The sequence below is a fragment of the Arthrobacter pascens genome (assembly GCF_030815585.1).
Taxonomy (GTDB): Bacteria; Actinomycetota; Actinomycetes; order Actinomycetales; family Micrococcaceae; genus Arthrobacter; species Arthrobacter pascens_A.
The window spans coordinates 2,784,134-2,809,612 of the sequence record NZ_JAUSWY010000001.1; the positions used below are offsets into that span (position 1 = coordinate 2,784,134).

Sequence of the window (25,479 nt, forward strand, 5' to 3'; positions counted from 1 at the left end):
CGTATCCACAGACATTGTCTGCAGTTCTTTCGTGCAGCCACCCCTGCGGGCGGCGTGCTGGTTGCTTACTGCGGGAGGACAGACCTCCAGCAGCTTTGAACTAGGTGGTCTTCTTGCTGGCGGGCTTCGGCGCCGCCTTGGGGGCGGGCCTTGCAGCTGGCTTTGGGGCTGCAGGCCTGGCCACCGGCTTCGGAGGCGAGGGAACTGCGGCTGGCCTCGGAGCTGCGGGCGCCGGGGCGGGTGCAGCTTCCGCCGGCTTAGCAGCTTCCGCCGGCTTAGCAGCAGCAGGTGCCTTGGCAGCGGGCGGCGCAGCCTTGGGAGCCTCGCGCTTGGGAGCGGCAGTCTTCGGAGCGGCCTGCTTGGGTGCTTCCTTCGGTGCGACTTCCTCGACCGGAGTCTCAGCAGCAGTGGCCACCTCAATAGCGGAAGCCTCAGCGGCCGGTTCAGCCACCGCGGCTTCGGCCGGGGCGGCCTCAACTGCGGCGGGCTCCTCGGATTCGGGTGCCTCGGTTTCCGGCTCGGTGGTGATGGCGAAACCCTCCGGGAGAAGATCCGCCAGAGACTGCGTCAGCGGTGCCTGCTCGTCGCCGGAGACGTCGATTCGGCCGCCCGAAGCCTTCGCTTCGTTCTGCGCCTTTGCTTCTGCGCGCTGCGTCGCACGGCGTGCTTCAGCCTTGGCCTCGGCCTTGTTCTTAAGCGGCCCCACGACCATCACCATGTTGCGGCCATCGATGCGCGGGCTTGATTCAACTACGCCCACGTCTGCAACGTCGTCCGCAAAGCGCTGGAGCAGGCGGATGCCCATCTCCGGACGCTGCTGCTCGCGGCCGCGGAACTGGATCATGGCCTTCACCTTGTCGCCGGCGCCGAGGAAGCGCAGTGCATGTCCGCGCTTGGTCTCGTAGTCGTGGGTGTCGATCTTCAGGCGGAAGCGGATTTCCTTCAGAACAGTGTTGGTCTGGTTCTTCCGGGCTTCACGTGCCTTGACGGCGGCCTCGTACTTGTACTTGCCGAAGTCCATCAGCTTGCACACCGGAGGCTTCGCCTGCGGTGCAACTTCAACGAGATCAAGATCGGACTCGGCAGCCAAACGCAGGGCATCCTCAATACGGACGATTCCTACCTGTTCACCTGCAGGGCCGACCAGCCGCACCTCGGGGACGCGGATACGCTCATTGATTCTTGGCTCGCTAATGTTAAAGCTCCTGTGATTGTTGTGGGTATTCCACCGACAAAATAGAGAAGGCCCCCAATTGCCGGAGCAATCGAAGGCCTCAAAGATCGGATGTACTGGCCTCTTCAGAGGCTGCACGCATGTCCCCCGGCGTACGCCTGGGGTAATGCCCGACCGGTACCCGGCAACCTTGCTTCCCTGGAATTGCTTCCGGTGGAAATCGGCTGACGCGGGTGGGAGAGAACTCCGCTTGCAAACTGCATGCCATTCTACAGAAAAAATCCCTCGCAGCGCATCTTGGCGCCGGTTGGGGATCATTCACAGCAAAATAACGACATTCAGTCGGTCTGTGACAAGCTTACCAGTATGAGTACCCCAGACAGTAATTCACACGTTTTCGCGCCCGCAGACACCCGGGGCGACGTGTCAGAACAGATCCGCGACATCTCCGAAGTGCCGGCCATTGAGGTCATCACCACGGCCGCCGTCCACCTTATGAGCGCAGCAGCCGTGAAGCTTGGCCTGGCAGCCGAGGACAACGCCGAGGAGCTCAAGGACCTGGATGAGGCCCGCAAGCTCATCACCGCCCTCGCCGGGCTGGTGACCGCTGCGGCACCTGAGATCGGTTCCCAGCATGCCGGTCCTTTGCGCGACGGCCTCCGGTCGCTCCAGCTTGCCTTCCGTGAAGAGTCCATCATCCCGGACGCTCCAGGCAAGGGTCCGGGCGAGAAGTACACCGGCGCTGTTAACTAGGCGCACAAGGGACTCCGCGTTAATTACGACGGCGGCGGGCGGGCCACACGGTCTGCCCGCCGTCGTCGTCGTTTCCCTGAGTTTTTGTCCAGATATCTGGACAAAAACTCAGGGAAGGTCAGGGCCAGTCAGACGGCCGAGCGGCGCCGCCTGCGCGCCTGCAGCAGCAGCCCCACCAGGCACAGCGCCACACCGGCCACTCCCACGGATACAAATCCGCCGGAGGATCCGATGCCGTCAATGAAGACACCAGCCAGGGGTGCCCCGAGCGCCACGCCTCCGGTCAGGGCGGAGCCATACCAGCCCATCGCTTCGCCCCGCCGTCCCTCGTCCACGAGCTCTGCCACTTTTTCAGACGCGGCCGAGAGCACGGGCGCGCACAGCAGGCCGGGCAGGAGGGACAAAAGGGCCAGCGTCCAGGTGTCGTGGGCGAATCCCATCGGGATAGTCAGGGCCGCCATTCCCAGCAACAGAACAATGGGCGAAACGGGGCGGTGCATGGCACCATAAATCAGCCCTCCCACCACGGATGCCGCACACCAAAAGAGGAAGACGATTCCGATCTCTCCCTGGTGTCCGCCGGTTTCCAAGGCTGCGACGATGCCCACGTCCGTGCCGCTCAGCACCATTCCCGCACCCGCGGCAACCGCGAAAACCGCGGCTACGGTGGCTGTGAACCAGGTAAAATTGTGCGCCATCCTGTGCCGGAGCCCGGCGCGTCCGTCCGCTGCGGATCCACGTGCTCCGGCAGGGGCGAGTTCTGCAGCAGCGCCTTGGAGGTGGGCGGGCGCGGCGGATACCACTGCCGCTTCCGCCGCGTGTTGCTGATCGGCTGCACAGTCGGCGGTTCGGACGGTGCTGCGGGTGGGTGGATTGAACCACATGAGGAACAGCCCGGCCAGTGACGTTGACACCCCCACCACAGTGAGCCCCAGTACGGTGAAGCCGCTGGTCGCCACGACAGCTCCCGCAGCAGGTCCGATCATAAACACCACCTCGGTGGTGATGGCGTCAAGGGCGAAGGCGGTGCGCCGCTGGTCGCCGTCGGCCAGGATTCCGAGGGACTGGCGCACCACACTGAAGATCGGCAGGGTCAGCAGTCCGCCGATGAACACGAGCGGCAGCAGCCATTCGTAGGACACGTGCGGAACGGCCGACCAAATAATGGTTTCTGACACCACGGATGGGATCAGGGCCTTGCGCAGGCCTACGGTGTCAACCCGGCGTCCCCGCCACGGTGCACCCACGGCGATGCCGATTGTCATCACAGCGGCCGCCGCTCCTGCCGCGGCATAGCCTTGGTCAAGTGTGAGGACAATGTGCAGGGTCAGCAGCACACCTGCCGCCGAATGCGGTATGCGGGCAATCATGCCGACCAGAAGCAGCCGCCTGATGGGCCGCACCGCCAGCAGCTCCCGGTATAGAGCGAAGTTCACGGAAATCCTTTGGTCTGCCGCCGGCAGCGCGGGGATCTCCCGGCTGACCGTCGGCTACTGTGCTGCGCGCCTCAACTTGATTTCGATCGAGTCAACCCGCTCACCAAACAATACATTCCGGGACCACACGGACTGCAGCCCTGTCACCAACTCCTGGACCGCGGCGGAGTCAAGCCCGTCCTCGAGGTACAGCACCACCTGAAGTTCGGGACCGGCACCTCCGCCTGGCAGTTGGGCGCCGGTACCGGAGGCCGTGGGGACGCCCGAGCCGGGCAGGAGCGCGATGTTTCGGACAGCAGGGAATCCTGCTGCGGCCGCGGAAACTTCCGCCGCCACCTCCTCGTCGGCGTAGGAAGGGATCCAGCCGTGCTGTTGCGCCAGCGCCCACACTGCCGGCCGGCGCACCACAAAGGTGACGTCCGAGCCCGGATCGAGGACCAGGAGTTCGGCCCCCTCCGCCACTGCAGAGAGTGCAGCACGGGCGGCGTACACGGCTACGGGCCGCGCTCCGGGGTGCCACGCAGCCAGTGCGGCAGCGGACGTGAAAGCCGGAATGGCAGTCCTGCCGTCGGCAGCCTTGAGGGTGACCAGCGCCATGTCCGCCTGTTTGTCCGCTGACAGGCCGCCTGCGCCCTCCGCCTCCTCAGCGAGCTGGGCAATGACCGGGATGAACACCCGGGCTGTGGCCAGTGAAGCCACCACGGCCGCTTCATCGCCGGTGCCGTCAAGAAGGCCGCGGACGGCGGTGACGTATCCGGCGTCGGCCGTGCCGTCGTCGTCCTCGAAGTTGTGGATCTTGCCGTCGTCTCCGGCCAGGCTCCGGCCCGCCCACGGTTGGCCTGCCGAGTCGGCAGGACCTCCGGCGCCTGCCAGGGCGGCTGCTATGTGTCCGGGAAGGTGGCGTGGTGCGGGGCCGTTTCCGGCCGCCTGCCCCTTGCCACTGGAGTCCACTGACGCAGCCTAGCGGCGGCCGGCGACGTCAAGGGCTTCAGGCAGGGTGAACGCGCCGGCGTACAGCGCTTTGCCCACAATCGCGCCTTCCACGCCCAGCGGAACCAGGGAACGCAGCACCTTCAGGTCATCGAGGCTGGAGATGCCGCCCGAGGCCACTACCGGCTTGCCGGTCTTCTCCACCATCTGGCGCAACAGCTCCACGTTGGGCCCCTGCAGCGTGCCGTCCTTGGTGACGTCCGTGACCACGTAGCGGGCGCAGCCGGCCTCTTCCAGCCGGCCCAGGACCTCCCAGAGGTCCCCGCCTTCTTTGGTCCATCCCCGCCCCGCCAGGGTTCTCCCGCGGACGTCGAGTCCGACGGCGATCTTGTCGCCGAACCGCTCAATGGCCCGGCGGGTCCAGTCAGGGTTTTCCAGGGCCGCAGTGCCGAGGTTTACCCTCGCCACCCCGAGGTCCAGCGCCGCCTCAAGCGAATCGTCGTCCCGGAGTCCGCCGGAGAGCTCTACCTTGATGTCCAGCCGTCCCACCACTTCGCGCAGCAGTTCAGCGTTTGAGCCACGGCCAAACGCAGCGTCCAGGTCCACAAGATGCACCCATTCAGCGCCCTGCTGCTGCCAGTTGAGGGCTGCCTCAAGCGGAGTGCCGTAACTGGTCTCGCTGCCGGCCTCACCCTGCACCAGCCGGACGGCCTGGCCGTTTACGACGTCGACGGCGGGCAGCAGTTCAAGAACCGGCAGATCGTGTGCGGTGGTCATCTCAAATCCTCAGTGTGTAGCGGCAGTGGTTTTAGGACTGGCGGCTGGATGGCAGGTGGCTAGCTGCCCGGCAGGGTCAGCAGGTAGGCGGCAAGCAGCGACATGCCGGCCAAGGTGTAGAAACCGATCTGGGTCCAGAGGGGTTTGTGCTGCTGCCTGAAGGACAGGGCGCCGCCCACAAGGAGACCGGCGAGGCCCATCAGGACAATCGACCACATCTAGGCGGAACCATCCGTTGATGCGGGCTTACGGAGTCCGTCCACCCAGTTGCGCAGGAGACGGGCCCCGGCATCACCGGATTTTTCCGGGTGGAACTGGGTGGCGCAGAGCGGCCCGTTCTCCACCGCGGCAATGAACGGGGCACCGTGCTCGGACCAGGTGACCAGCGGCGGAGCCATCCGCGGCTGCACCACGTCGAAGTTCCATTCCTGGACGCCGTAGGAGTGAACAAAGTAAAACCGTTCGCCTTCCACTCCCGCGAAGAGCCTCGATCCTTCGGGGACCTTCACGGTATTCCACCCCATGTGCGGCACTACGTCCGCCGGGAGGAGCTCGACCTTGCCGGGCCACTCCCCCATGCCTTCGGCTTCAGTCCCGTGCTCAACACCGGCCTCGAACAGCACCTGGAGGCCGACGCAAATGCCCAGGACGGGCCTGCCACCAGCCACGCGCCTGCCGATCAGCCGGATCCCATCCACGGCCTTCAGTTCGCGCATCACGGTTTCAAAGGCACCCACGCCCGGCACCACCAGGCCATCCGCGTTGAGCACGTCCTCCGGCTTGGCGCTGAGGATGACCTCGGCTCCGGCCCGTTCAAGGGCACGCACAGCAGAGCGGATGTTTCCGGAGCCGTAATCCAGCACCGTGACTGTGGGCTTGCCTTCAAGCGATACCGGTTTCTTCGAGGCGGCGGGATCTATTACCGCGCCGTCCCGGAGGATCTGGCCGGTCACAACGCACCCTTGGTGGAGGGAATTCCCTCCACACGCGGATCAGGCTCGACGGCTGCACGCAGGGCGCGGGCGAACGCCTTGAACTGCGCTTCCACAATGTGGTGCGGGTCCCTGCCGGCAATCACGTTCATGTGGAGGCAGATACCCGCGTGGAGGGTAATGGCCTCAAACACGTGGCGCGTCAAGGAACCGGTGAAATGGCCACCGATCAGGTGGTATTCCTGTCCGGCAGGCTCGCCGCCGTGCACCAGATATGGCCGGCCGGAGACATCCACCACCGCGTGCGCCAGCGCCTCATCAAGCGGCACGGTGGCTTCACCGAACCGGCGGATCCCGGCCTTGTTGCCCAACGCGGTACGAAGGACTTCGCCGAAGGTGATGGCCACGTCCTCCACCGTGTGGTGGACATCAATGTGCGTATCGCCGGTGGCCTTGACCGTCATGTCAATGAGGGAGTGCTTGCACAGGGCTGTCAGCATGTGGTCGTAGAACGGGACCGATGTGTCGATGTCCGATACGCCGGTGCCGTCGAGGTTGATCTCCACAAGCACTGACGATTCACTGGTGGCACGCTCCATGCGTGCGGTCCGGGCCTCGGCAGCATTCGATCCGGTGGAACTCATGGTCTGATGTCCTTTAGGAGAAGGAGTATAGGAGCAGTAACGCAGGCGCTTACAGCGCCGGTAACTCAAGTTTAGGCGGGGAGTTTGGCCTGGCGTGCCAGGATACTTTCCAGGGCGTTAAGGAACGCTGTGGTTTCCATCTCAGTTCCGGCGGTGACGCGAAGATGGCCTGGGATGCCGACGTCCCGGATGAGCACACCGGCGTCCAGCAGTTCCTGCCAGACGGCGTGGGGGCTCTCCAGTCCGCCGAAGAAAATGAAGTTGGAATCCGAGGCAGCCGGCTTGAGGCCCATCCTGGTCAGTTCCGCCACGATCCGGTCCCGCTGCTTCTTGATATCCTCAACCTCCGCCATCAGCGCCTCGCGGTGCCGGAGAGCAGCCAGGGCTGTGGCCTGGGTGACGGCTGAGAGGTGATAGGGCAACCGGACCAGCCTCAGGGCGTCCGTCACTTCGGGTGCAGCGGCCATGTAGCCCAGGCGTGCCCCCGCCAGGGCAAAGGCCTTGCTCATGGTCCTAGTGACAATGAGGCGTTCCCTGCCGGGCAGCAATGTGAGTGCACTCGGCGTGCCGTCGTGGGCGAACTCGTGGTAGGCCTCATCAACTATCACGATGGTCTGGGCGGCCTCGCCTGCCGAGTAGACGGCTTCCACCACATCCAGGCCAAGGCCTGTCCCGGTGGGGTTGTTGGGTGAACAGAGGAAAACGATGTTCGGCTGAAGTTCCTCAACCTGCAACGCCGCGGATTCCGCGCTCAGCCCGTAGCCTTCAGCACGCGTCCCCACGATGTATTCGGTGTCCGTGCCGCTGGCGAGCAGAGGATACATGGAATACGTGGGCGGGAAGCCCAGCGCCGTGCGCCCGGGCCCACCGAAAGCCTGGAGGATCTGCTGGAGAACTTCATTCGACCCGTTGGCTGCCCAAAGATTCGTGGCGTCCAGTCCATGGCCCAGGTATTCAGCCAGCGCCTCCCGGAGCTCGGTAAACTCACGGTCCGGATAGCGATTGAGTCCCGCGGCTGCTTCCGTTACGGCCGCGCTGATGGCAGCCCGTACATCCGCCGGAACGCCATGCGAGTTTTCGTTCACGTTCAGCAGGATAGGAACATCCAACTGCGGTGCCCCGTAGGGGGTCAGACCGCGGAGGTTGCTCCGGAGCGGAAGGCGGTTCAGGCGTTCTAGCTGGTCATTCACCTGAACAGTTTAGTGCCGAAGCAGGTGCCCGGAAAATGTGACGGTCCGCCGATGGCTTGCGCAGGCTGTCCGCGCAAGCGGTCTGAACCTCTGGGGGCCGGTCCCGGCTGAACGGCGGTTGCTATTTAGTGGGAACGAACAGTTGCTGGCCGGGGACCACGGACCCGGCACTGAGGTTGTTGAGCTGGACGATGTCAGCGATCACGTCCCGCGGGTCCCGCTCAGGCGCGACGGTGCCCGCTATGGCCCAGAGTGACTCGCCAGCCTGAACCGTGACGGAGACCGTACGGGTGAGGGCAAGGTCGGCGGTGGAGTCGGCTGCCTTGGCAGGGGCGTTGAGGAAGCCCACCAAGGAGAGCAGCAGCGCAGTCAGGAGCATCAGCGGGATGCCGATGAGCACGATCTTTCCCCGGCGGGTGAGGCGAAGAGGAGGCAGGGACTCCTTGCCCGGCCGGCGGCCCGGGTGGGGCAGCGACGTGAGGTGCTGGACTGAGACGAACTGCGGACGGGGATCCTGCGAAGCAGATATAGCTGACATGAAATGAGCCCTCCTGGACCATACTGTGCTGCCCGGAGTGTTCCCTTGCTTGCCTGGGGATCTGGCCTAAGCCGTCCGAAGATTCGAATTGATTCGAAGGATTCGGGCCCATCCAAGGCAATGAGTAGAACACATGTTCGAACTTTGCTTTCTTAGTTTTAGCACTTATCAACGAACATTGTCGAGACTCGCTAGAACAAATGTTTGAAAAAGCTGTGCGGCTGCCCTACGTTTGAATCAAAGAACAACCACCACTGAAGTTGATCAGCAGGGTCTGACAATCCAGGCCGGATGTTCCCGGCACCTCCTGCCGCGGAAGCCCGGGGCAACGGAAAGGCAATGGCGAATATGGCAGCACCAGCCGCCGGCGGCAGGGCGACCCAGCGGGGTCAGCAGCCCCAGAGGGCCCCTAAGGGGCTCACAGCACGCCAGAAGAAGATCCTGGAGACCATCCAGCGCTCCGTGAACGACAACGGGTACCCGCCGTCCATGCGCGAGATTGGCGACACCGTGGGCCTGGCCAGCCTTTCGAGCGTGACACACCAGTTGTCACAGCTCGAAAAACTTGGCTACCTGCGCCGGGACCCCAAGCGGCCACGGGCCATGGAGGTCCTGATGCCCCTCACCCTGGATGGCGGAACGGCCAAACCCGCGGGATCAGCCAAGCCGGCCGTCTTGCACGCCGTTGCGGGAGGGACAGTCACGGAGCTTCCCACTGCCATGGACACCGCAATGGTGCCCCTCGTTGGCCGGATTGCGGCCGGTGGGCCGATCCTCGCCGACCAGGTCATAGAGGACGTCATGCCGCTGCCCCGCCAACTGGTGGGACAGGGCGAACTGTTTATGCTCAGGGTGGCCGGAGACTCCATGGTGGACGCAGCAATCTGCGACGGCGACTGGGTGGTGGTCCGCCGGCAGGCCGACGCCATCAATGGCGATATCGTTGCCGCCCTCCTGGACGACGAAGCCACTGTTAAGACTTTCCGCCAGCGGGACGGCCACACGTGGTTGCTTCCGCAGAATACGCAGTACGAGCCCATGCTTGGGGACCACGCCACCATCATGGGCAAGGTCGTCTCGGTACTTCGCTCGCTTTAAGATCCGGTCGTTGCAGGATCCGCTCGGTCCAGGCCACTCCATACACCCAGGGCAACCCGCCCTGAGCGGTACGCTCAGGCGCTCTCCTTGGCCAGTCTTTCCAGGGCGGCGAACGCTATTTTGCGGTCTGTCGTGGGCCAGAACGGTGGCAGCGCCGCCCGGAGGAATCCGGCGTAACGCTCCGTGGCCAGCCGTGAATCCAGCACGGCAACAACGCCCTTGTCTCCGGTGGAACGGATCAGCCTGCCCGCGCCCTGGGCAAGCCGGATGGCAGCGTGGGTGGCGGAGACCGACATAAATCCGTTTCCGCCCGCCTGGGCCACGGCACGTGAGCGGGCGGTCATCAGCGGATCGTCAGGCCGTGGGAACGGAATGCGGTCGATAACCACCAGCCGGCATGATCCGCCAGGAACGTCCACCCCCTGCCAAAGGGACATGGTCCCGAACAGGCAGGTATCGGCTTCCTCGGCAAACTGCTTGACCAGGCCCGTCATGGTGGAGTCGCCCTGGCAGAGGATGCTGAGGCCGAGGCGTGGCCGCATGGCATCGGCGGCCTCTTCGGCAGCCCGGCGTGATGAAAAGAGGCACAGGGCGCCGCCCCCGGAGGCTCGGATCAGCGCTTCGAGTTCATCGAGGGCCTCCGGTGAAGGCCCGCGGCCGGGCTTGGGCAGGTGCCCGGCCACGTACAGGATCCCCTGCTTCGGATAGTCAAAAGGAGATCCCACGTCCACGCCCGTCCAGCTGGGGGCGCCGTCGCCTACCAGCCCGAGTCCGCCGGCGGTCGGTTCAAAAGCCGAACCGATGGCCAGGGTAGCGGAGGTCAGCACCACCGTGTGGCCGGCGAAGAGGCCTTCGCGCAGCTTGCCGGCGACACTGAGCGGGGCAATATTGATCAGCGCCGGTGAGCTTTCGTCAGGCTGTGAATAGCCCTGCTGCGGATCGAAGGTACTGGCCCGGGAGAACCACACCACTTCGCGGTTCTCCTTCGCGGCAATGAGCCGTTCGCAGAGTTCCAGGATCAGCAGGAGCCGCGAACGGGCCAGTTGCCGCCCGCCGTCGGCCGTTGTGTTGCTGTCCCCCTTGGAGTCCGAGAGGGCTGCCCGGCAAGCTTCACGGAGCTGGTCCACGCAGTCCAGCTGTTCATCGTTCAGTCCATTTGGGAGCAGCCCGTTGGGAACGCCCGCCAGGGCGACCTCCAGGTTTGCGGCCGCTGCGTTCAGTGCGTCAACGGTGATGGCGGTGTGCTTCCGCGCCCCGGAAGCCGCGGCGTGAACCATAGCCACCGAAAGCTGCCCGGACACAGCTCCCGTCACCCGGTCCTGGAGTTCGTGAGCCTCATCAACCACCACAACGTCGTATTCGGGCAGTACGGCAAGTCCTTCGAACGCGCTGACCGCGAGCATGGCGTGGTTGGTGACCACAACATCGGCGTCGGCAGCGTCCTGGCGCGCCAGTTCGCTGAAGCATTCCGCCGCGAGGGGGCACTTCTGCGCCCCCAGACACTCCATCGACGTCACGGACACCTGCCGCCAGGCACGGTCAGTGACGCCGGGCAGAAGCTCGTCACGGTCGCCCGTGGTGGTCTTTTCCGCCCACTCGCGCAGCCGCACCACTTCCTTGCCAAGCTGGGATGCGGGTCCGCCCGTGGCGGCGGCGAAGTGCGGCACGCTGGTGTCCTCGCCGAGGGAGAACAGCTGGCCCTCGGCGGGCTCCTCCGAGGGGAACCCGCCTTCGAGCTTGTGCCGGCACACATAGTTGGAGCGGCCCTTGACCAGGGCCACCTTGACGGGGCGGTCCAGGGCGGGGGTTATGGTTTTCAGGAGCCGGGGAAGATCGCGGCCCACGATCTGGGTCTGCAACGCGAGTGTTGCGGTGGAGACCAGAGTGGGCTTATCGCTGACGAGCGAGTGCGCAATGAGCGGAATGAGGTAGGCCAGCGACTTTCCCGTGCCTGTTCCCGCCTGGACCAGGAGGTGGTCACCTGTTTCGATGGCCCGGGCCACCTGCCGCGCCATTTCGTGCTGGCCGCTGCGGCTTTGCCCTGCCATGCCGGCCACGGCACGGTCGAGCAGTTCAATCACGAACTGCTCGCCGGCCGTGCCCGAAATCTCCCCCGCCACCAGCTCAGTCATTACTGATGAATGATTCCAGTTCAGCCGCGAGGCCCTCACGGACCATCACCACCGCCCTCGTGCCGTCCTCGCCGTGGTCAAGGGTCAGGATTTCGGCGTCGGTCTCGTGGAGTTTGCTGATCAAATCACCCCGGTTGTACGGGATGAGGAGCTCCAGCTTGACGCTGGGCCGAGGAATCGATTCGCTGATTGCCTTGAGCAGTTCGGCGATGCCCTCCCCGGTCCGGGCCGAGACCACCACGTGGCGCGGTTCGCGCTGTTTGAGGCGCTCCACCACAAATGGGTCCGCGGCGTCGGCCTTGTTGAGCACGATGATCTCAGGCACCTTGCGGGCGTCCACTTCACTGAAGACCTTGCGGACGGCAGCGATCTGGCCTTCCGGGTCCGGGTGCGAAACATCCACTACGTGCAGGATCAGGTCCGAATCCGCAACCTCCTCCAGGGTGGAGCGGAACGCCTCCACCAGCTGGGTGGGAAGCGAGCGGACGAAGCCCACAGTGTCGGCCAGGGTGTAGCCGAGCCCGTCCGCGGTCTCGGCCTTGCGTACAGTGGGATCCAAGGTGGCGAAGAGGGCATTCTCAACGAGCACCCCCGCATCGGTCAGCCTGTTCAGCAACGACGACTTTCCTGCGTTGGTGTACCCCGCAATGGCGACGGACGGCACGGAATTACGACGGCGGTTGGCCCGCTTGGTTTCCCGGGCCGGCTTCATGGCGGCGATCTCCCGGCGGAGCTTGGCCATGCGGGTCCTGATCCGCCGACGATCCAGTTCGATCTTCGTCTCACCGGGACCGCGCGAACCCATGCCCGCGCCGGCACCGCCCACCTGGCCACCGGCCTGGCGGGACATCGACTCACCCCAGCCGCGCAGGCGCGGCAGCAGGTATTCAAGCTGCGCGAGTTCCACTTGGGCTTTGCCCTCGCGGCTCTTGGCGTGCTGGGCGAAAATATCCAGGATCAGGGCTGTGCGGTCAATGACCTTGACCTTGACGATGTCCTCCAGGCCACGGCGCTGGGACGGTGCCAGTTCGGCGTCCACCACCACGGTGTCCGCGCCGGTGGCCGTCACGATTTCCTTGAGCTCGAGGGCCTTTCCGGAACCCAGGAAGGTTCCCGGATCTGGCTTGGCACGGCGCTGCACCAGGCCGTCGAGGACCTCCGAGCCTGCTGTTTCGGCCAGGGCGGCAAGTTCGCGCAGCGAATTCTCGGCGTCCGCCAGGGTGCCCTCGGTCCACAGCCCGGCGAGTACCACACGTTCCAGGCGCAACTGCCGGTATTCGACTTCGGTGACGTCTTCGAGTTCAGTGGACAGGCCTGCCACCCGTCGAAGCGCACGGCGCTCTTCGAGGTCCTGCTGGTCGCCGTCGTAACTGGTGTGCTCTTCGTCGAGCCGGGATATTGCCTGTGCTTTTCCGAACACTGACTTGTTGCCACCGTCCGCCGTCGTGGCGTTCCTGGCCGGTACGTCTTTGGAGAGAATCCGGTCAATCACAGCTTGGATTTCCTCAGGACTCATGTCCTGGGCTGCTGGATCGGATCCGGTATTGGGCTGGCTGGTCATGATCTCCTTTGAAGATTCGGCATTTCCAGAATAGTGCCGATTGCTGGTGTGTGGTGAAGTATTCGCGCTGGGCTGACGGCTTGCAGTCATCCTGGCCTCCTGGTCTGCTGCATGTGCCGGGCAAAGTAGTGGCGTGCAGCGTAGGTTCCACGTCCTGGGGAGCATGGAGAGAGTGAAAGGCGCCGGCAACGTCAGGAAGGAACACAGGAAAGCTGATCCTTCGAGTATTGCCCGGCGGTTGGACAGGCACGGAACGCCTGTCTGGTAGCGCAATTGCGGAAGGTTGATACCTGCATCGCTGCGGGGCACGGCTGCGGGACGGGTCTGAACCCGTGCCGGCTACTCGAAGATCAAGAACATGCGTTCCAGATTAGCAGACCCGGCCGGCCGCGGTTTCCCATAGGGGCCCGCCGCCAACTAATCTGGCCAGTTATGGAGTCCGCACACTATTTCAGCGCATCGCCCGCCGGGCCTTTTACCCGCAAGCCGTTAACAGTGGAACTGGCCGGGGAAACACGCAAGCTGCAGACTTCCGCCGGAATCTTCAGCCCCGACGGCATAGACAAGGGAACGGCCGTCCTCCTGGCTGCAGTTCCAGCTCCTTCGCCCACGGGCAGCCTTCTGGACATCGGTTGCGGCTGGGGCCCGATAGCTCTGACCATGGCACTCCGGGCGCCGCACGCCCGCGTTTACGCCGTGGATGTCAATGAACGCTGTATCACGCTCACGAATGAGAACGCCGCGTTGCTCGGATTGGAAAACGTCTTTGCCAGTGCGCCAGAGGAGGTGGACCCTGAACTGCGGTTTGACACCATCTGGTCCAATCCGCCCATCCGGATCGGCAAAGACGAGCTTCACTCGCTGCTGAAGCTGTGGCTGCCGCGCCTGGCGCCGGGCGGCTCGGCCTGGCTGGTGGTCCAGAAGAACCTTGGTTCGGATTCCCTGCAGCGCTGGCTTTCCGGCGAACTGGACGCATCGTTCACCGTCAGCCGTGAAGCCACGTCCAAATCCTTCCGGATCCTCCGGGTCAGGAAAGCGTCCCGCTAGCGACTATCACCGCCGGTCCGCTCAGTTCGACATGCTCGTGGCCTCCCGCTCCGGCAAAGAACTTCACGCCGACGACGCCGCCCGGCACCTTGACGCGCCAGGTGTCGGGCGCTTCGGCCCCAGCCCAGTGCCTGATGGCCACCGCTGCCGCGCAGGCGCCAGTGCCGCACGACTGCGTTTCGCCCACGCCCCGTTCGTGGACCCGCATTGTCACCATGCCAACCCCGTCGTGGACCAGGGGTTCAGCCGGGACCACAAACTCAACATTGGTGCCGTTGGGTGGCGCCGGATCAACACGCGGAGCGGTGAATAGCCGGGTCGACTCAAGCTCGGAGAGCTCCGCAAGCGCAACCACCGTGTGCGGGTTGCCCATGCTCACTGACAGGGCAGGGCGGGGTACTTCCAGGCCGTCAGCACTGACGAGTGAATCCATGGCCTTGGCGGTGGCATCCCCGGGGAAGATGAACTCCCACGGGCCCATGTCCACTGCGTAGCCGTCCCCCGTCCGGACAACGGTCTTGACGCCGCCGCGGGTTCCTATGGTGAGTGCGCCGCCGTCGGGCAGGTCAACCAGCCCTTCAGCCCGGAGGAAGTGCACAAACACCCGGACGCCGTTGCCGCACATCTCAGAGAGCGAGCCATCACCGTTTCGGTAGTCCATGAACCATTCCGCCTCCGGCGTAGCGCCCAGAAGCTCCCGGCCCTCGGGAAGAAACCGGGAAGGGACCGCCCGGATCAGGCCATCGCCGCCGATGCCGCGGTGCCTGTCGCACAACTCCGCAACCTGGCCGGCATCTATGGTGTGAACACCCTCGGGATCGGCGATCAGCACAAAATCGTTGCCGGTGCCGTGGCCCTTGGAGAAGCGGAGTCCGCCCAGCGTACGGAATGCGGGCTGGGTGGTCTCTGATGTGGCCTCTGAAGGTGATGCGTCCATGATCCAAGGCTACCGGCACGATCCGGGACGTTGAGAATCCCGGGCCACCGCTGAGTTTTTGTCCAGATACAGGTACAGTCACCAAAATCGACCTTAACTCGCGATAATCCGACTTTAACTCGCGATAAGTGGACAAAAATTCCAGCCACTGGAGGTCAGGTGCCTGGCCTCATGCGCAGAGGGCGGCTGCCTGCGGCAAAAGCATCGGATCCTGCCAGTCCAGCCAGCTGATCCGTGGATCGGCCCGGAACCAGGTGAGCTGGCGCCTGGCGAACTGTCGGGTGGCCACAATGGTTTCCTCCGCCGCCACGTCAACTCTGGCTTCGCCGTCGAGCACCTTCAGGAACTGGGCGTAGCCCAGCGCGTGCGGCGCCGTTTTCCCGCGGCGGAGCCCGGCCTCATCAAGGCGCCGCACCTCGTCCAGCAGTCCGCTATCCACCATGGCGTGGACGCGCCGGGCCAGCCGCTCACGAAGCACCTCCCTGTCCACCGCCAGACCGATCTGGACGGCAGGTTGGAAATACTCGCGCTGGGGCATGAATGAGCTGAAGGGCCGGCCGGTGAGCTGGTGCACTTCCAATGCCCTGATAATCCGTCGGGCGTCGGACACACGGCCCGCGGACACGGGATCCACTGACCGGAGTCGCACCAGCAGCGCCTCCACGCCTGACTCGTCGAGCTCGGTCTCCAGCTGTTTCCGGATCTGCGGGTCTGTCCCGGGAAATTCCAGGACATCCAGCGCAGCGCGGACGTAGAGCCCCGAACCGCCCGCCAGGATTGCCCGCCTACCCCTGGCATGGATGTCCGCGATGATGGCCCGTGCCTGCTGCTGGAAGTCGGAGACACTCGCTTCCTGGGTCACATCCAGGGTGTCCAGGAGGTGATGGGGTACTCCCCTGCGTTCGGCCATGGTGATTTTGGCTGTCCCGATGTCCATGCCCCGGTAGAACTGCATGGCATCCGCGTTGATGACTTCCCCGTCCAGTTCCAGGGCAAGGCTGACGGCAAGATCAGACTTACCGGATCCTGTTGGGCCGACGACGGCGATGACCGGTGGGCGGGCCACCGGTCAGCGGCTGCGGACGGGCAGGGTGGGCATACCCAACGAAACGCCGGTCCGGCCGGCGCCATTGCCTGCGCTGCCCTGTGCCCTGTCCCCCGGTCCAGGGGCACCACACGAATCGGCCTGTGACCTGTCCCAGGCATCCCCGGCACGGGACCGTCGCAGCGTGTAGTCCTGAGCCGTGGGGTCGGCAACAAGGTGGAAGGCGGCCGCCTCCGTGATGGTGACGGTGACGAGGTCCCCGGGGCGGGGCGCCTGGGCACCCGGGGGAACGGAGAAGTGCACCAGCCGCTGGTCCTGGGATCGACCGGACAGCCGGTGGGTCTCCTCGGACTTGCGTCCTGACTGGGCGGTGACCATGACTTCCACGCGGCGCCCGAGCTGTTTGGCGTTTTCCTCTGCAGCGATCCTGTCCTGCAGTGCCGTCAGGCGTTCGAAACGCTCCTGGACCACGGCCTTGGGCAGCTGGTCCGGGAGCTCGGCGGCGGGAGTGCCCGGACGCTTGGAATACTGGAAGGTGAACGCGGTGGCGAACCGGGATTTTTCCACCACATCCAGGGTGGCCTGGAAGTCCTCTTCGGACTCGCCCGGGAAGCCCACAATGATGTCCGTGGAGATGGCGGCGTGCGGGATCTTCTCCCGTACCTTGTCCAGGATGCCAAGGAACTTGGTGGACCGATACGACCGTTTCATGTCCTTGAGGACCTTGTCGGAGCCCGATTGCAGCGGCATGTGCAGCTGGGGCATCACATTCGGCGTCTCCGCCATGGCGTCGATGACATCATCAGTAAAAGCCGCGGGATGGGGGCTAGTAAAGCGGACCCTTTCGAGGCCTTCGATTTCGCCGCACGCGCGCAGCAGCTTGGAAAAGGCCTGCCTGTCACCGAACTCGACACCGTAGGAGTTCACGTTCTGCCCCAGGAGCGTCACTTCGATGGCGCCGTCATCCACCAAGGCCTGGATTTCGGCGAGGATGTCACCGGGACGGCGGTCCTTCTCCTTGCCTCGAAGGGCAGGCACGATGCAGAAAGTGCACGTGTTGTTGCAGCCTACCGAGATGGACACCCAGCCCGAGTAGACCGAATCCCGCTTCGTAGGGAGTGTGGAGGGAAAAACGTCGAGGGATTCGAGGATCTCCAACTGGGCTTCGTTGTTGTGCCGCGCCCGGTCCAGCAGGGCCGGGAGGGCTCCCACGTTGTGGGTGCCGAAAACAGCGTCCACCCACGGCGCCTTCCGGAGGATGGTCTCGCGGTCCTTCTGCGCCAGGCAACCGCCCACGGCGATCTGCATTCCGGGGTTGGCCGCCTTGACCGGGGCCAGCATGCCCAGGTTGCCGTACAGCTTGTTGTCGGCGTTCTCCCTGACTGCACACGTGTTGAACACCACAACGTCCGCCTGCTCACCGTCAGCCGCGATGTAACCGGCTGCCTCCAGCATGCCTGCCATCCGCTCCGAATCGTGCACGTTCATCTGGCAGCCGAACGTGCGCACCTGGTAGGTGCGGGGCTGCTGCGCCTCAAAGTCGGAGGCGGGGGCGGTACCGGATGCGGGGGAAGGAATGGTCAAACTCACCTGTTAAGGGTACCGGGTCGGCGGGCCCCACGGATCGGCGCGGCGGAATGGGGCGGCCGGAGGAGCGGAGGCCGGGCCAGCGGCTGCTGGCAGGCAGGCTGCCAGCCCCCGCGAGAAGCTACTGGTCATTGCCGGCGGCAGCGCTGGATTCCAGCACCTCAGCCACGATCCTGAATGCCTGGGCCGGCTGGTACCCCTTACGCGCCAACATCGATGCCAGGCGCCGGGTGGTCTTGTCCCATTCAGCGCGGTCCGAGAGATCGGTCCCCGCGCGCAGCTTTCGCTCCACGAGTTGGCGGGCGGCCGCTTCCTCGTCTGCGTCTGAAAGCTGCTCCAGCGCGGCAGCAGCCGTATCTGGGTCAATTCCTTTGTCGGCCAGCTCGCGGCGAAGCGCACCCTTGGCAAGCTTCCTGGACTGGGACCGGCTGCGCACCCACATGTCCGCAAACTCGGCGTCGTCAATGAGCCGCACTTCCTGAAACCTGTCCAGCACGGCCTCGGCAACGTCTTCGGGGATGTTGCGCTCCGCCAGCTTGCGGGACAGCTGCAGCCGGCTCTTGGCCGAACTGGTCAGCTGCCGTAACACTATGGCCCGCGCGACGGACGCGGGGTCCGGCTCGGCGTCCGCGGCGATCGATGAATCCGGATCAGGTCCCTCCGGCCCGAAGCCGGAACGTCCGCCGCCACGTCTTTGCCGCCGACCTGGTCCGGAGCGGCGCCCGTCCATAAGGTCCACAGTGTCCTTAGAAGCCGTCAACGGCCTTCAGCTTCGGTGTGTCTTTGGAGTCCGCTTCGGCAGGCTTGACTCCCACGCCGAGCTTTTCCTTGATAAGACGCTCCAGCTCGGCAGCGAGTTCGGGGTTGTCGCGCAGGAACCGGCGGGAGTTTTCCATGCCCTGGCCGAGCTGGTCGCCGTCGTAGGTGAACCATGAACCGGACTTCTTGATGATGCCGTGCTCGACACCCATGTCGATGATGCCGCCCTCGCGGGAGATGCCCTGGCCGTAGATGATGTCGAACTCGGCGATTTTGAAGGGCGGTGCCATCTTGTTTTTGACGATCTTGGCCTTGGTGCGGTTGCCCACCGAGTCCGCGCCTTCCTTGAGCGTCTGGATACGGCGAACGTCGATGCGGATGGAGGCGTAGAACTTCAGGGCTTTACCACCGGTAGTGGTCTCCGGTGAGCCGAAGAAGACTCCGATCTTTTCACGGAGCTGGTTAATGAAGATTGCTGTGGTTTTGGTCTGGCTCAGACGTCCCGTGATCTTACGCAGGGCCTGGCTCATAAGGCGTGCCTGCAGGCCCACGTGGCTATCGCCCATGTCACCCTCGATTTCCGCACGCGGAACCAGGGCAGCAACGGAGTCGATCACAATAACGTCAAGTGAGCCCGAGCCGATGAGCATATCCATGATTTCCAGGGCCTGCTCACCGGTGTCCGGCTGCGACACCAGGAGGGCGTCAGTGTCTACGCCTAGTTTGGCCGCATATTCTGGATCCAGGGCGTGTTCGGCGTCGATGAATGCAGCGATGCCACCCAGGCGCTGCGCATTGGCGACTGCGTGCAGGGCAACGGTGGTTTTACCGGAGGATTCCGGGCCATAGATCTCCACGACTCGGCCGCGCGGGAGGCCGCCAATTCCCAGAGCCACATCGAGGGCAATGGATCCAGTGGGGATGACTTCGATCGGTGCACGGACTTCGTCGCCCAGGCGCATGACTGAGCCTTTGCCGAACTGCTTGTCTATCTGGGCAAGCGCTGCGTCGAGCGCCTTCTGGCGATCCGGGGCTGCGGCCATGGTTCACACCTCTAATGCTTTCTCGCGTTGGAGTGGCCTCAGCGGCCGTTTATTGGTCATCTCTGACGCTAATGGCACCCACTGACATTCTCTCCGGATGACATCGGCTATGTGGATAACCCACTAGGAAAAGCATAGCTTTACCCGAACAGGTATTCGAACAATCCGGCGGCGTGTCAGCTTGAAAAGCGTCAGTCGCGGAGGGGTTTAATGTCACGGCCCAAGCGGCGCTCCGGCGGCACGTCCTGAACGTCGCAGACGGCCAGCCACACGCTCCGGGGGCTGACACCTGCGGCCAGGGCCTGGTCAGCAGTGCGTCCACCCACTCCGGCCAGGACCAGAGTACTGCTGAGGACCCGGGAATACCCTGCCCCGAACTCGTCGTCCATAAGCCGCCAATAGTCACTGATTCGCACCAATAGAGTCTCTCACGACGCCGGACCCTAGAATTGTTGCCATGAGCAACTCTCCTGACGTCCCGGCTGGTGCAGGTCCTGCAGACGACACCGTCGATGCGGCGCTGAAGTCCGTGGAACATCAGATCAGCCTATTCTGGCGCCGTGCCCGTTCCGTGTCCCATCAATTGTCGCGCCAGGTCCACCCAGACATGGAACCGGCAGCCTACGGCCTGCTGACGGTGATCCGGAGGGAGGGTCCCATCCGGTTGACTGACCTCGCGCAGAGCATAGGCGTGGGAAAGCCGTCCGTCAGCCGGCAGATCGCCTTCCTGGAAAGCATCGGCCTGATATCCAAGGAAGCAGATCCCTTGGATGGCCGGGCCCAAGCGATCCGCCTGACGGAAAAAGGCGAAGAAAAGATGCACCAGGTCCAGGATGCCAGGCGGGAAGTATTCCGTGAGCGGCTGGGCGAATGGCCGCTGGAGGAGCTGCAGACCCTCGCCGAGTACATGGCCAAGCTCAATGCCATCTACGAACGCGACGGATTCCCCAAGGACGGACCCGCGCCGGTCAACGATTCGAAATAGCGCAAAACAATGGAAGCCTCCGGCCCATGGCCGGAGGCTTCCATTTCAATCTCTTCGTTTGGTCCCTCAGGGGGCTACAGGGCGCCGGAAAGCATGCCCTTCGAGAGTTCGTTGTTAAGCTCGGCATTCAGGTCGCGATCAAGGTCGCGGCCGTAACGCTGCGAGAATTCCTGAGGAACGGTGTCCGGAACGGCAACGCCCTCGGCGACAGCGACACGGTCGCTGACCTCACGGAGCATGCTGGACAGTGGTACGTCCAGGGCGGAGCAGATAGAGGACAGGAGCTCCGATGAAGCTTCCTTCTGGCCCCGCTCCACTTCACTGAGGTAACCCAAGGAAACCCGGGCACTGTGCGAAACTTCGCGGAGCGTGCGTCCCTGGCGCTGGCGGACATCGCGCAGGACATCACCGATTTCGTGACGAAGTACAACCATCTTGCGCTCCTTCTGTTCGCTCTTGGCCTGATCGGCGAGGCCCACATCCTTCCAGCGGACAACGCCGTTAACGGATACGGGCTGCTTTACCATCTGTATCGCCTTGCTCCCTCATGAGTCCGGTCCGCCGTGGAGCGAACCGTGGTGGTTTATTCATCCTAGGCGCCTCCGCTACCCGGAAGCGACACAATGTAATAACTAATGGGTACCAGGATTTGTTCCCGGCAACTTTACGCCCGGTAGCTTCAGGAAGATAGGGCAGCGAGCAGTCTTTCCAAGGCAGCCCCGCAGGCCTGCCCGCGGATCTCCGCTCGGTTCCCCGTAAAGCCGTATTCGAAGTAGGCTGAGCCGTCCGCCGTAGCTATGCCGACGTACACGGTTCCGACGGTCTTGCCATCGTGCTCGTCCGGACCGGCCACACCCGTCGTGGCTACCCCGATGTCCGAACCGAGGATGTTGCGGGCGCCTGCGGCCATGGCTGCCGCAACGTCGCCGTCCACGGCTCCGGCGGCGGCCAGCAGCTCTGGAGAAACACCCAGGACATCCACCTTTACCGAGTTCTGATAGGCAACAACCCCGCCCTGCAGCATTCCGGAGGCTCCGGCGGTGTCAGCGAGCATGGCGGAAACCATGCCGGCGGTCAGGGACTCGGCGGTGGCGACCGTCAGTCCCCGGTCCACGGCACTTTTGACGGTTTCCCCGGCGAGGTGGTGAAGATTTGTCATGTCGGCTCCTTTGCCTCGGCATTGCGGCATGCGCGCCGCGAGTGCTATTTAGTGTCGGATTTCGTTCCGTCGCGCTTGCCCAGGGTCCGGAGCCGCAGTGCTTCCACCACATAGGCGACTCCCGTCCACACCGTGATCAGCACCGCCGCCATCATCACGGCGAAAGCCACCCACACGAGCCATGGGGCCAGGGCACCGAGGGGCACGAGATAGAGGAAGATGGCGGCGGTCTGCACCACAGTCTTCAGTTTGCCTCCGCGCGATGCGGGGATGACGCCGTAGCGGATCACAAAGAAGCGCAGGGCGGTGATGCCCCATTCCCGGACGAGGATGACCACTGTCACCCACCAGGGCAGTTCACCAAGGACGGAGAGCATGACCAGCGCCGAGCCGATCAGGAGCTTGTCCGCGATGGGGTCGGCGATTTTGCCGAAGTCAGTGATGAGGCCGCGGCTCCTGGCGATGTCGCCGTCGAGCTTATCCGTGTAGATCGCGACGGCGAACGCCAGCACGGCGGCCCAGCGCCAGAGCCCTGACTCGCTCCGCAATCCGGGGGCATCAATGAGAAGGAACCAGACGAAGAACGGCACCAGCGCGATGCGGAGCATGGTCAGGATATTGGGAAGATTCCAGATCCCCGAGTTGCTGGAGCCGGCGGCTGTTGCTTCGGTGCTAGTCACCCTCCTAGGCTACCGCCCGGTGAGTGACCAGGCGTCTTCGGAACCGTCCTCGTCATCTCCATTGGAGCCCGGCGGCGAATCGGCGCCGTCGTAATATTCGACGTTCTGGGCGCGCTTATCAAGATCCGCTGCCACGAGGTCTTCCGCATAACCACCCTGCGCGATGTTCGCGTTGGCGTTGTCGCTCAGCGCAGCGGTCTGCGAGTCGGCAACCGCCGGCACCTCCTGGCCCTTCATGGCGGCCAGCACGGCCGCCAGGTCATCGGGCTTGACCAGCACGTCGCGGGCCTTGGACCCTTCGGAGGGGCCCACCACTCCCCTGGACTCGAGCAGGTCCATCAGGCGCCCGGCCTTGGCGAAGCCAACACGCAGCTTGCGCTGGAGCATCGAGGTGGAGCCGAACTGCGTGGTGACCACCAGTTCGGTGGCCTGGAGCAGGACCTCCAGGTCATCTCCGATGTCGTCATCGATCTGCTTTTTTTGCGCTTCGGGGGCCACGTCGTCACGGTAATCAGCCTTCAGCTGGCCCTTGACGTGCTCCACCACCTTATGGATTTCGGATTCGGTGACCCAGGCCCCCTGGACGCGCATCGCTTTGGATGCACCCATGGGGAGGAAGAGGGCATCTCCCTGGCCGATGAGCTTCTCGGCACCGGGCTGGTCAAGGACCACGCGGGAGTCGGTGACCGAGGACGTGGCGAAAGCCATGCGGGACGGAACGTTGGCCTTGATGAGGCCGGTGACCACGTCCACGGACGGGCGCTGGGTGGCGAGGACCAGGTGGATACCGGCGGCGCGGGCCAGCTGGGTGATGCGGACAATGGAATCTTCCACATCGCGGGGTGCCACCATCATGAGGTCTGCGAGCTCGTCCACAATCACCAGCAGGTAAGGGTAGGGCCGGATGATCCGCTTGGAGTCGACCGGCGGCTGCACCTTGCCGGCGCGGACAGCCTTGTTGAAATCGTCGATGTGCTTAAAGCCATAGTTGGCGAGGTCGTCGTAGCGGGCGTCCATCTCGCGGACCACCCACTGCAGGGCCTCGGCAGCCTTCTTGGGATTGGTGATGATGGGCGTAATCAGGTGCGGAACTCCTTCATACGCCGTCAGCTCCACGCGCTTGGGGTCCACCATCACCATCCGCACCTCATCAGGCGTGGCCCGCATCAGGATGGACGTGATCATGGAGTTCACAAAAGACGACTTACCGGCACCGGTGGCACCCGCGACGAGCAGGTGGGGCATCTTGGCCAGGTTGGCAACGACGTAGCCGCCTTCAACGTCCTTGCCCACGCCCATGACCATGGGGTGGTCTGTCCGGCGGGCGTTTTGGCTCCGGAGCACGTCGCCCAGGGAGACGGTTTCGCGGTCTGTGTTGGGGATTTCGATGCCGATGGCGGACTTGCCCGGGATGGGGCTGAGGATCCGGACGTCCGAGCTCGCAACGGCGTATGAGATGTTCTTGGACAGTGCGGTGACCCGCTCCACTTTGGTGCCCGGCGACAGCTCGATTTCGTACCGTGTCACGGTGGGACCGCGGCTGAAGCCGGTGACCTGCGCTTCCACGTTGAACTGGTTGAGGGTCTCCGTCAGGGAAGCGACAATCGCATCGTTGGCTTCGGTGCGCTCCTTGGGGATGGAGCCGGGGGTCAGCACGTCCGACGACGGCAGGGTGTAGGTTACGTCGCCCGCCAGTGACAGTTGCTCGGTCCGCTGCGGAATGGGAGTGGGCAGCGGCGCCGGGGCGACCGGATTGGCGGGAACCTGGGGCACTCCGGCCGGAGCCTTGACCTGCACGGGGTTCAGTGAGCCCGCCGCAACCATGCCGGGCGTCACCAGGGGAATGGCCTCAGTGGGGTTCTCCCCCGCAGATGCTGCGGCAGTGCCCAGGCCCTGGGCGGCCTTGATCTTTTCGACGGCGATTTCCGCCTGCGTGGGACGGCGGACCCCCGGCGCCGGGCGCGGCCCCTTGCTTCCCTTTGCCTCGTCATCATCAATGACGGCGTGCTCGAAGGCTTCGTCGCCCACGTAGCCTTCCAGGCCGGCGTCGGGCTCCTCATCCTTGCCGAAGAAGCGCCGCTTCTTCTTTTTAGCGGGCGCAGCTGCTGCCGGTGTTTCGTCAAGATAGCTGCGGTCATGGCTGTCCCGGACCTGGTCGGGTTCCTGGAGGTCGATGCCCATGAGGTGCTCGTAGCCGGCCCGCAGGCGCCGCGGGATAGCGCCGAACGGCGTGGCTGTGATGATGAGCAGCGACACAAATGCCAGCAGCCCGTAAAGGGCCAACGGAACAGCGGCATGAATCGCTGCGAGGGGGGATGCTGCAAGGAAGCCGAGCATGCCGCCCGCCTGCCGGAGTCCGTCGAAGCCCTGGGCAACGGTAGGCTGGCCGCCCAGGATGTGGGCGAGGCCGCAGCCCGCAAAGGTCATGATGAGGAAGCCGATCCCCACCCGGTTGTTCCCGCGGCCGTCCGCCGGCTGCCTGAACAGCCTGAAGGCGCAGACAAACAGCATGAGCGGGAGCAGCAGGGACATCCAGCCGAAGGTGCCGTTGACTACGCTGTATACCGCGTCCGGGAACCATCCCGTCAGTCCCCACCAGGCGAAGGTGGCGATGAAGACGCCCAGTGCCAAGTTGAACAGGGCCGCGCCGTCGCGGCGTTCTTCCGCGGGCAGTTCGCTGACGTCGTGGCCGATCCTGCGGACGCCCCCGCCCACCATGTGGCCGATGCCCAGCCAGGCGCCGCCCACCACGCGCAGGAGCCAGGGCTGGCGCTGTTCGACGGCGGGGAGCTGGCGGGTGCGCGAGGTGGCGGAGGAAGTGCCGGTGCGGCCCGTCCTGGACGCCGTAGAGCCGGCTCCGCGGCCCGCGGAGCTGCCGGTTTTGGCAGCGGTGGTGCCCTTGGCTGTGCCCTTGGGCGCGGAAGTGGTACGAGTGGCCATACCTCCCACGGTACCCGAACAGGGCCGGATTTCCGCGGATTTCCGCCAGTTCCGGGCCTTCCATGTTGCCCGTCCCGGCGGATGACCGAACGTCTGTCCAGACAGAAAGGCCCGGTTCCGAAGAACCGGGCC

25 protein-coding genes are annotated in these 25,479 nt (G+C 64.5%); 4 read left to right on the forward strand and 21 right to left on the reverse strand.

Features of this window, described 5'->3' with window-relative positions; all coding sequences use genetic code 11:
• Nucleotides 1-100 precede the first annotated feature (100 nt).
• A complete protein-coding gene (infC, locus tag QFZ30_RS12900; protein WP_373462842.1) occupies nucleotides 101-1,153 on the reverse strand; it encodes a translation initiation factor IF-3 in 1,053 nt (350 codons plus the stop codon).
• Nucleotides 1,154-1,540: 387 nt separating this feature from the next.
• On the opposite strand from infC, the gene QFZ30_RS12905 reads away from it, so the two are divergent.
• Nucleotides 1,541-1,927 (forward strand): DUF1844 domain-containing protein, encoded by a 387-nt coding sequence (locus tag QFZ30_RS12905; protein ID WP_307076783.1) that lies wholly within the window; start codon nucleotides 1,541-1,543, stop codon nucleotides 1,925-1,927.
• Between the two features lie 128 nt (nucleotides 1,928-2,055).
• Here QFZ30_RS12905 and QFZ30_RS12910 read toward each other — a convergent pair whose 3' ends face one another.
• The 8 genes from QFZ30_RS12910 to QFZ30_RS12945 form a co-directional block, all read right to left on the reverse strand.
• Complete coding sequence (locus QFZ30_RS12910) at nucleotides 2,056-3,363, reverse strand: MFS transporter (RefSeq protein WP_307076785.1); 1,308 nt, start codon at nucleotides 3,361-3,363, stop codon at nucleotides 2,056-2,058.
• Nucleotides 3,364-3,417: 54 nt separating this feature from the next.
• Nucleotides 3,418-4,314, reverse strand: coding sequence for an SseB family protein (locus tag QFZ30_RS12915; protein ID WP_307076787.1), 897 nt, complete (start codon nucleotides 4,312-4,314; stop codon nucleotides 3,418-3,420).
• 9 nt (nucleotides 4,315-4,323) lie between these two features.
• Entirely contained in the window at nucleotides 4,324-5,070 is a 747-nt protein-coding gene (gene priA, locus QFZ30_RS12920; protein ID WP_307076789.1) for a bifunctional 1-(5-phosphoribosyl)-5-((5-phosphoribosylamino)methylideneamino)imidazole-4-carboxamide isomerase/phosphoribosylanthranilate isomerase PriA, read from the reverse strand.
• Between the two features lie 59 nt (nucleotides 5,071-5,129).
• Entirely contained in the window at nucleotides 5,130-5,288 is a 159-nt protein-coding gene (locus QFZ30_RS12925) for a hypothetical protein (RefSeq protein ID WP_307076791.1), read from the reverse strand.
• Entirely contained in the window at nucleotides 5,289-6,023 is a 735-nt protein-coding gene (hisH, locus tag QFZ30_RS12930; protein ID WP_307076793.1) for an imidazole glycerol phosphate synthase subunit HisH, read from the reverse strand.
• Nucleotides 6,020-6,646, reverse strand: a complete 627-nt coding sequence (hisB, locus tag QFZ30_RS12935; RefSeq protein WP_307076795.1) for an imidazoleglycerol-phosphate dehydratase HisB — start codon at nucleotides 6,644-6,646, stop codon at nucleotides 6,020-6,022. The genes hisH and hisB overlap by 4 nt, the downstream gene beginning before the upstream one ends.
• Nucleotides 6,647-6,717: 71 nt before the next feature.
• The gene (locus tag QFZ30_RS12940; RefSeq protein ID WP_307076796.1) at nucleotides 6,718-7,836 is read right to left on the reverse strand and encodes a histidinol-phosphate transaminase; all 1,119 of its coding nucleotides are present in this window, start codon (nucleotides 7,834-7,836) and stop codon (nucleotides 6,718-6,720) included.
• A 121-nt stretch (nucleotides 7,837-7,957) separates the two neighbouring features.
• The gene (locus tag QFZ30_RS12945) at nucleotides 7,958-8,374 is read right to left on the reverse strand and encodes a LysM peptidoglycan-binding domain-containing protein (protein ID WP_307076798.1); all 417 of its coding nucleotides are present in this window, start codon (nucleotides 8,372-8,374) and stop codon (nucleotides 7,958-7,960) included.
• A 348-nt stretch (nucleotides 8,375-8,722) separates the two neighbouring features.
• Between QFZ30_RS12945 and lexA the strand changes: the two genes are divergently transcribed.
• Complete coding sequence (lexA, locus tag QFZ30_RS12950) at nucleotides 8,723-9,472, forward strand: transcriptional repressor LexA (RefSeq protein WP_307076801.1); 750 nt, start codon at nucleotides 8,723-8,725, stop codon at nucleotides 9,470-9,472.
• A gap of 74 nt (nucleotides 9,473-9,546) precedes the next feature.
• Here the strand turns inward: lexA and QFZ30_RS12955 are convergent, their stop codons facing one another.
• Together QFZ30_RS12955 and hflX are read right to left on the reverse strand one after the other, a co-directional pair.
• The gene (locus tag QFZ30_RS12955) at nucleotides 9,547-11,604 is read right to left on the reverse strand and encodes an ATP-dependent DNA helicase (protein ID WP_307076804.1); all 2,058 of its coding nucleotides are present in this window, start codon (nucleotides 11,602-11,604) and stop codon (nucleotides 9,547-9,549) included.
• The gene (gene hflX, locus QFZ30_RS12960; protein ID WP_307076807.1) at nucleotides 11,597-13,165 is read right to left on the reverse strand and encodes a GTPase HflX; all 1,569 of its coding nucleotides are present in this window, start codon (nucleotides 13,163-13,165) and stop codon (nucleotides 11,597-11,599) included. Before hflX ends, QFZ30_RS12955 begins: the two co-directional genes overlap by 8 nt.
• 432 nt (nucleotides 13,166-13,597) lie before the next feature.
• On the opposite strand from hflX, the gene QFZ30_RS12965 reads away from it, so the two are divergent.
• Nucleotides 13,598-14,212, forward strand: a complete 615-nt coding sequence (locus tag QFZ30_RS12965) for a class I SAM-dependent methyltransferase (protein ID WP_307076808.1) — start codon at nucleotides 13,598-13,600, stop codon at nucleotides 14,210-14,212.
• On the opposite strand, the gene dapF is transcribed toward QFZ30_RS12965, so the two are convergent.
• The 6 genes from dapF to QFZ30_RS12995 all read right to left on the reverse strand — a co-directional run bounded on the left by dapF (nucleotide 14,193) and on the right by QFZ30_RS12995 (nucleotide 19,999).
• A complete protein-coding gene (dapF, locus tag QFZ30_RS12970; protein ID WP_307076811.1) occupies nucleotides 14,193-15,149 on the reverse strand; it encodes a diaminopimelate epimerase in 957 nt (318 codons plus the stop codon). The genes QFZ30_RS12965 and dapF overlap by 20 nt on opposite strands.
• A 169-nt stretch (nucleotides 15,150-15,318) precedes the next feature.
• Nucleotides 15,319-16,215: a tRNA (adenosine(37)-N6)-dimethylallyltransferase MiaA gene (gene miaA / locus QFZ30_RS12975; RefSeq protein ID WP_307076813.1), complete on the reverse strand. Its 897-nt coding sequence runs from the start codon at nucleotides 16,213-16,215 to the stop codon at nucleotides 15,319-15,321.
• A gap of 3 nt (nucleotides 16,216-16,218) precedes the next feature.
• Nucleotides 16,219-17,784, reverse strand: a complete 1,566-nt coding sequence (miaB, locus tag QFZ30_RS12980) for a tRNA (N6-isopentenyl adenosine(37)-C2)-methylthiotransferase MiaB (protein WP_307076815.1) — start codon at nucleotides 17,782-17,784, stop codon at nucleotides 16,219-16,221.
• A 118-nt stretch (nucleotides 17,785-17,902) separates the two neighbouring features.
• Nucleotides 17,903-18,511 (reverse strand): regulatory protein RecX, encoded by a 609-nt coding sequence (locus QFZ30_RS12985; protein ID WP_307080244.1) that lies wholly within the window; start codon nucleotides 18,509-18,511, stop codon nucleotides 17,903-17,905.
• A 16-nt stretch (nucleotides 18,512-18,527) separates the two neighbouring features.
• Nucleotides 18,528-19,583 carry a recombinase RecA gene (gene recA, locus QFZ30_RS12990; protein WP_131132453.1) on the reverse strand — a complete coding sequence of 352 codons (1,056 nt, stop codon included), beginning with the start codon at nucleotides 19,581-19,583 and terminating at the stop codon, nucleotides 18,528-18,530.
• 191 nt (nucleotides 19,584-19,774) lie between these two features.
• Entirely contained in the window at nucleotides 19,775-19,999 is a 225-nt protein-coding gene (locus tag QFZ30_RS12995) for a DUF3046 domain-containing protein (RefSeq protein ID WP_307076817.1), read from the reverse strand.
• A 41-nt stretch (nucleotides 20,000-20,040) separates the two neighbouring features.
• Here QFZ30_RS12995 and QFZ30_RS13000 point away from each other — a divergent pair, with 41 nt between their 5' ends.
• Nucleotides 20,041-20,568, forward strand: a complete 528-nt coding sequence (locus QFZ30_RS13000; protein WP_307076819.1) for a MarR family winged helix-turn-helix transcriptional regulator — start codon at nucleotides 20,041-20,043, stop codon at nucleotides 20,566-20,568.
• A 74-nt stretch (nucleotides 20,569-20,642) separates the two neighbouring features.
• On the opposite strand, the gene QFZ30_RS13005 is transcribed toward QFZ30_RS13000, so the two are convergent.
• From QFZ30_RS13005 to QFZ30_RS13020, 4 genes are all read right to left on the reverse strand, one after another.
• Nucleotides 20,643-21,095, reverse strand: coding sequence for a helix-turn-helix domain-containing protein (locus tag QFZ30_RS13005; protein WP_307076821.1), 453 nt, complete (start codon nucleotides 21,093-21,095; stop codon nucleotides 20,643-20,645).
• 152 nt (nucleotides 21,096-21,247) lie between these two features.
• Nucleotides 21,248-21,727, reverse strand: coding sequence for a CinA family protein (locus tag QFZ30_RS13010; protein ID WP_307076824.1), 480 nt, complete (start codon nucleotides 21,725-21,727; stop codon nucleotides 21,248-21,250).
• A gap of 44 nt (nucleotides 21,728-21,771) precedes the next feature.
• Nucleotides 21,772-22,407 (reverse strand): CDP-diacylglycerol--glycerol-3-phosphate 3-phosphatidyltransferase, encoded by a 636-nt coding sequence (gene pgsA / locus QFZ30_RS13015; protein ID WP_307076826.1) that lies wholly within the window; start codon nucleotides 22,405-22,407, stop codon nucleotides 21,772-21,774.
• Between the two features lie 9 nt (nucleotides 22,408-22,416).
• Nucleotides 22,417-25,347, reverse strand: a complete 2,931-nt coding sequence (locus tag QFZ30_RS13020) for an FtsK/SpoIIIE family DNA translocase (RefSeq protein ID WP_307076828.1) — start codon at nucleotides 25,345-25,347, stop codon at nucleotides 22,417-22,419.
• Nucleotides 25,348-25,479 lie beyond the last annotated feature (132 nt).

Excerpts from the sequence above, each read along its gene's own strand:
- QFZ30_RS12905 (WP_307076783.1), top strand. The coding sequence starts at position 1,541 with ATGAGTACCCCAGACAGTAATTCACACGTTTTCGCGCCCGCAGACACC.
- priA (WP_307076789.1), bottom strand. The coding sequence starts at position 5,070 with ATGACCACCGCACACGATCTGCCGGTTCTTGAACTGCTGCCCGCCGTC.
- QFZ30_RS12925 (WP_307076791.1), bottom strand. The coding sequence starts at position 5,288 with ATGTGGTCGATTGTCCTGATGGGCCTCGCCGGTCTCCTTGTGGGCGGC.
- hisB (WP_307076795.1), bottom strand. The coding sequence starts at position 6,646 with ATGAGTTCCACCGGATCGAATGCTGCCGAGGCCCGGACCGCACGCATG.
- QFZ30_RS12945 (WP_307076798.1), bottom strand. The coding sequence starts at position 8,374 with ATGTCAGCTATATCTGCTTCGCAGGATCCCCGTCCGCAGTTCGTCTCA.
- lexA (WP_307076801.1), top strand. The coding sequence starts at position 8,723 with ATGGCAGCACCAGCCGCCGGCGGCAGGGCGACCCAGCGGGGTCAGCAG.
- QFZ30_RS12955 (WP_307076804.1), bottom strand. The coding sequence starts at position 11,604 with ATGACTGAGCTGGTGGCGGGGGAGATTTCGGGCACGGCCGGCGAGCAG.
- hflX (WP_307076807.1), bottom strand. The coding sequence starts at position 13,165 with ATGACCAGCCAGCCCAATACCGGATCCGATCCAGCAGCCCAGGACATG.
- QFZ30_RS12965 (WP_307076808.1), top strand. The coding sequence starts at position 13,598 with ATGGAGTCCGCACACTATTTCAGCGCATCGCCCGCCGGGCCTTTTACC.
- dapF (WP_307076811.1), bottom strand. The coding sequence starts at position 15,149 with ATGGACGCATCACCTTCAGAGGCCACATCAGAGACCACCCAGCCCGCA.
- QFZ30_RS12985 (WP_307080244.1), bottom strand. The coding sequence starts at position 18,511 with ATGGACGGGCGCCGCTCCGGACCAGGTCGGCGGCAAAGACGTGGCGGC.
- recA (WP_131132453.1), bottom strand. The coding sequence starts at position 19,583 with ATGGCCGCAGCCCCGGATCGCCAGAAGGCGCTCGACGCAGCGCTTGCC.
- QFZ30_RS13000 (WP_307076819.1), top strand. The coding sequence starts at position 20,041 with ATGAGCAACTCTCCTGACGTCCCGGCTGGTGCAGGTCCTGCAGACGAC.
- QFZ30_RS13005 (WP_307076821.1), bottom strand. The coding sequence starts at position 21,095 with ATGGTAAAGCAGCCCGTATCCGTTAACGGCGTTGTCCGCTGGAAGGAT.
- QFZ30_RS13010 (WP_307076824.1), bottom strand. The coding sequence starts at position 21,727 with ATGACAAATCTTCACCACCTCGCCGGGGAAACCGTCAAAAGTGCCGTG.
- QFZ30_RS13020 (WP_307076828.1), bottom strand. The coding sequence starts at position 25,347 with ATGGCCACTCGTACCACTTCCGCGCCCAAGGGCACAGCCAAGGGCACC.